We start from the raw sequence: 3,244 nt of genomic DNA, 5'->3' as shown, positions 1-3,244 counted from the left end.
CTCTCAATAAAAAGTTTAATCTGATAACTTGATTTCTCAAGTTTACTCGTAAAAAGAATTGCTGGTTTTTAACTTTATATTCTGTTCAATTTTCAAAGACCAATTTATGTGTCGCATTCAAGCGACTTCCTTATCTTATCACCTTGCTGAAATCTTGTCAACAACTTTTTTATTTTTTTATTGTTTACATATTTCGCATCAGCGACGTGTCTTATATTATCATATTCTTTTTATCCTTATTATAAATTTACTGCTATTATACTAATATATTTCTTACTCTCTACTTAATTCTCAATAATTCATAATTATACACATATAGATACACTTGGTATAGTTTACTATTCGAACCTCATAATCTATAGAAATTCCCTAATGTCTCTATTGATCTATAAACTTTATTATTTATTGTGCCTTTGTTAATGATGATAAGATAATGTTTTTAAATGTAAGCTATTCTTAAATTCTTCAATAATATTAATGTGCTAAAAAACAAAAAAGATGCATTAATGCATCTTTTTCCTCTCAAATCTTAGTTATTATTTTTGCACCCTAATGATTCTAATATTATAAGTGCAGTATCCTCTATTGCTCTTTGTGTTACATCTATTGTTTTACATCCTATCTTTTTAATTATTCTATCTGCAAAATCAAATTCTTCTAATACCCTTGCATCTCCTGCATATTCGATATCAGCGGAAATTCTATGAAACTTATCTAGTCTTCGTTTTCTTATCTCTATTAGCTGTAATGGATTTATAGTAAGACCAAATATTTTCTTTTTGTCTATTTCAAATAACTCATCTGGTACACCAACCTCAGGTACTAATGGAATATTAATAGCTTTTAACCCCTTGTTAGCTAAATACATACATAAAGGTGTTTTTGATGTTCTTGATAAACCTACAAGAACTACATCAGCATTCTTTAATCCTCTATAATCCTTACTATCATCATATTGCATAGCAAATTCCATAGCTTCTATTCTCTTAAAGTATTCTTCGTCAGTATTCCACATAGCCCCAGGATTATAATTTGGAACTTCATTCAATAATGTAGATGCTACATTTATTATAGGACCTAATACATTAATTACGAATATATTTTTTGCAATAGCTTTCTCTGTTAAGTATTCCCTTACATTAACAGTAATTACTGTAGATATTATCATTGCCTTTTCACATTGTGAAACTGAACTAATAACATCTTCTACGTCCTCTAATGTTTTTACATATGGAATCCTTCTTACCTCTACCTCTTTTCCAAATTGACTTGCAGCTGCTACAGCTACTTGATTAGCTGTTTCGCCAATTGAATCTGAAACCGCAAAAATTGTTAACATTCTCATTCCCTCTTTCGTAGTTTTCTTTTATACTCCAATTCAATTATACCTTAAAAACCATTTATAGTGAATTTTCTAACTCCTTATGTTAAACTTTAAATATACTTGAATACTTAAAAACTTGGAGGTCTAAATGAGAAACTTAAAATATCTTACTATTAGTATTCTTCCATTAATGTGGAGTGTATACTTCTTATTTGAAATACTAACTGGTAGAGTAACAGATTTACCTACCATATTGGGAAATATAGCTCTTATTATTCTATTTGCTTTAGTAGGTTTCTATTTCCATAAACTTAGCCAAAAATATGCTGAGGGATTTAAATGTAAAACAATAATCATTATTTTTTCTATATTAATGATTATTGATCAAGGAATTAAATTAGTAATAAAGTTTTTCTTCTTTGAAGATTATATAGATATAATTAAAGGTTTTTTAAACTTTAATCCAATTATTAATACTGATGGCTCTTGGCTAAATGCAAGATTTGGTACCGGTATAAGCTTCCCTTTACTTATTTTTGTAAACTTCATTGCTATAGTTTTATTCTTTGAACTATATAGATACTATCTTTCTAAGGGGAATAATAGTTTTTATGGAGATATGTGTTTTCTATTTATATTTAGCGGATCTCTATGTTCTTTAATAGATAAAATCTTCTATGGAGGAAGTTTAGACTTTATTGGCATTAGCAATCTATTTATTGCAGATATAAAAGATATTTATATTAATCTTGGTATTTTGTTCTTCATAATATCAATTGTAATAAGCGGATACTTAACTGAAGATGATAATACTTCTTTTAAGGAAGACTTAGCTAGTATAAAGAAATTTCTTATTTTCTCAAAAAATGATATTTTATCACTCTTTAAAAATTAATTAATAAAAAAAGGATTTTACAAATGTAAAATCCTTTTTATATATAATGCTAAGCAAGTTCTTATTAGAGAATACTTCATCGTGAAGTGACCCTTTGGTGACCTACCGGGGAATCGAACCCCGGACACCTTGATTAAAAGTCAAGTGCTCTACCGACTGAGCTAGTAGATCATATTACCCCCACACGGTCTCCCATGCAGTACCATTGGCGCTATAGAGCTTAACTTTCCTGTTCGGTATGGGAAGGAGTGTTTCCTCTATGCCATCATCACCAGATTTTTTAAGCAATAATTCTTGCCTCAACAAGTCCTAATTATATATGGGTTAGTTCATTAAGTCAACAACTTTTTATATAAAATTTAAAAATAGTATAGTAATAACCCTAATTATTACCATACTTTGTCTATTTATAATTATTTTAGTTTATAAATGTCTTCTCTTATTACACCACATGAATCAGTAAATTTATCATATTCTCTATCTGTAATATCTATTTCTACAATTTCTTTTATGCCTAATTTATTTAATATATTCTTTATAATCACTACTATAGCAGTTTGCATTATATACTTCCCATCCTGCTTTTGCAGTATCTAAAACTGGCTTATCTAAGCCTATACCTCAAAACCTTTTTTATTATCTTCAACTAACTTTAAAAATAGTTTTCTCCTATATATACATGATACCAATGTATCATTTGAGAATTTACAGATGTTCCATTCCTATAACATGACTTTTATCTGATCTAGATAGTCTGTAAACATAATAAGCTATTATATCTGCTATGTTTGATACTATCACTTTTGCTTATTATGCAAAAAAACCTTAGAATAATATTCTAAGGTTTTTGGTGCGCCATCAGGGATTCGAACCCGGGACACCCTGATTAAGAGTCAGGTGCTCTACCAACTGAGCTAATAGCGCATATTACTTGGCAACGTCCTACTCTCCCACACGGTCTCCCATGCAGTACCATCGGCGCTATAGAGCTTAACTTTCCTGTTCGGTATGGGAAGGAGTGTTTC

At 29.4% G+C, this 3,244-nt stretch carries 3 protein-coding genes, 1 tRNA gene and 2 rRNA genes; 1 reads left to right on the top strand and 5 read right to left on the bottom strand.

Annotated elements, in window-relative coordinates; translation table 11 throughout:
- Positions 1 to 529: 529 nt before the first annotated feature.
- Positions 530 to 1,339 (bottom strand): pyruvate, water dikinase regulatory protein, encoded by an 810-nt coding sequence (locus KIB46_RS16155; RefSeq protein WP_156559395.1) that lies wholly within the window; start codon positions 1,337 to 1,339, stop codon positions 530 to 532.
- 133 nt (positions 1,340 to 1,472) lie between these two features.
- Here KIB46_RS16155 and KIB46_RS16150 point away from each other — a divergent pair, with 133 nt between their 5' ends.
- Positions 1,473 to 2,219 (top strand): signal peptidase II, encoded by a 747-nt coding sequence (locus tag KIB46_RS16150; protein WP_156559397.1) that lies wholly within the window; start codon positions 1,473 to 1,475, stop codon positions 2,217 to 2,219.
- A 159-nt stretch (positions 2,220 to 2,378) separates the two neighbouring features.
- On the opposite strand, the gene rrf (KIB46_RS16145) is transcribed toward KIB46_RS16150, so the two are convergent.
- The 4 genes from rrf (KIB46_RS16145) to rrf (KIB46_RS16130) form a co-directional block, all read right to left on the bottom strand.
- A 5S ribosomal RNA gene (gene rrf, locus KIB46_RS16145) occupies positions 2,379 to 2,495 on the bottom strand.
- Positions 2,496 to 2,632: 137 nt separating this feature from the next.
- On the bottom strand, positions 2,633 to 2,782 hold the full coding sequence (locus tag KIB46_RS16140; protein ID WP_291673235.1) for a hypothetical protein: 150 nt from the start codon (positions 2,780 to 2,782) through the stop codon (positions 2,633 to 2,635).
- A gap of 285 nt (positions 2,783 to 3,067) precedes the next feature.
- Positions 3,068 to 3,143: transfer RNA gene (locus tag KIB46_RS16135), tRNA-Lys, on the bottom strand.
- A 5-nt stretch (positions 3,144 to 3,148) separates the two neighbouring features.
- Positions 3,149 to 3,244, bottom strand: a 5S ribosomal RNA gene (rrf, locus tag KIB46_RS16130); the annotation flags it as partial.

The organism is Clostridium sp., from assembly GCF_018372875.1.
In the GTDB taxonomy this organism is placed as follows: Bacteria; Bacillota; Clostridia; order Clostridiales; family Clostridiaceae; genus Clostridium.
The sequence above is the reverse complement of the archived record's forward strand: the minus strand, read 5'-3'. Positions and strand labels throughout refer to the sequence as shown.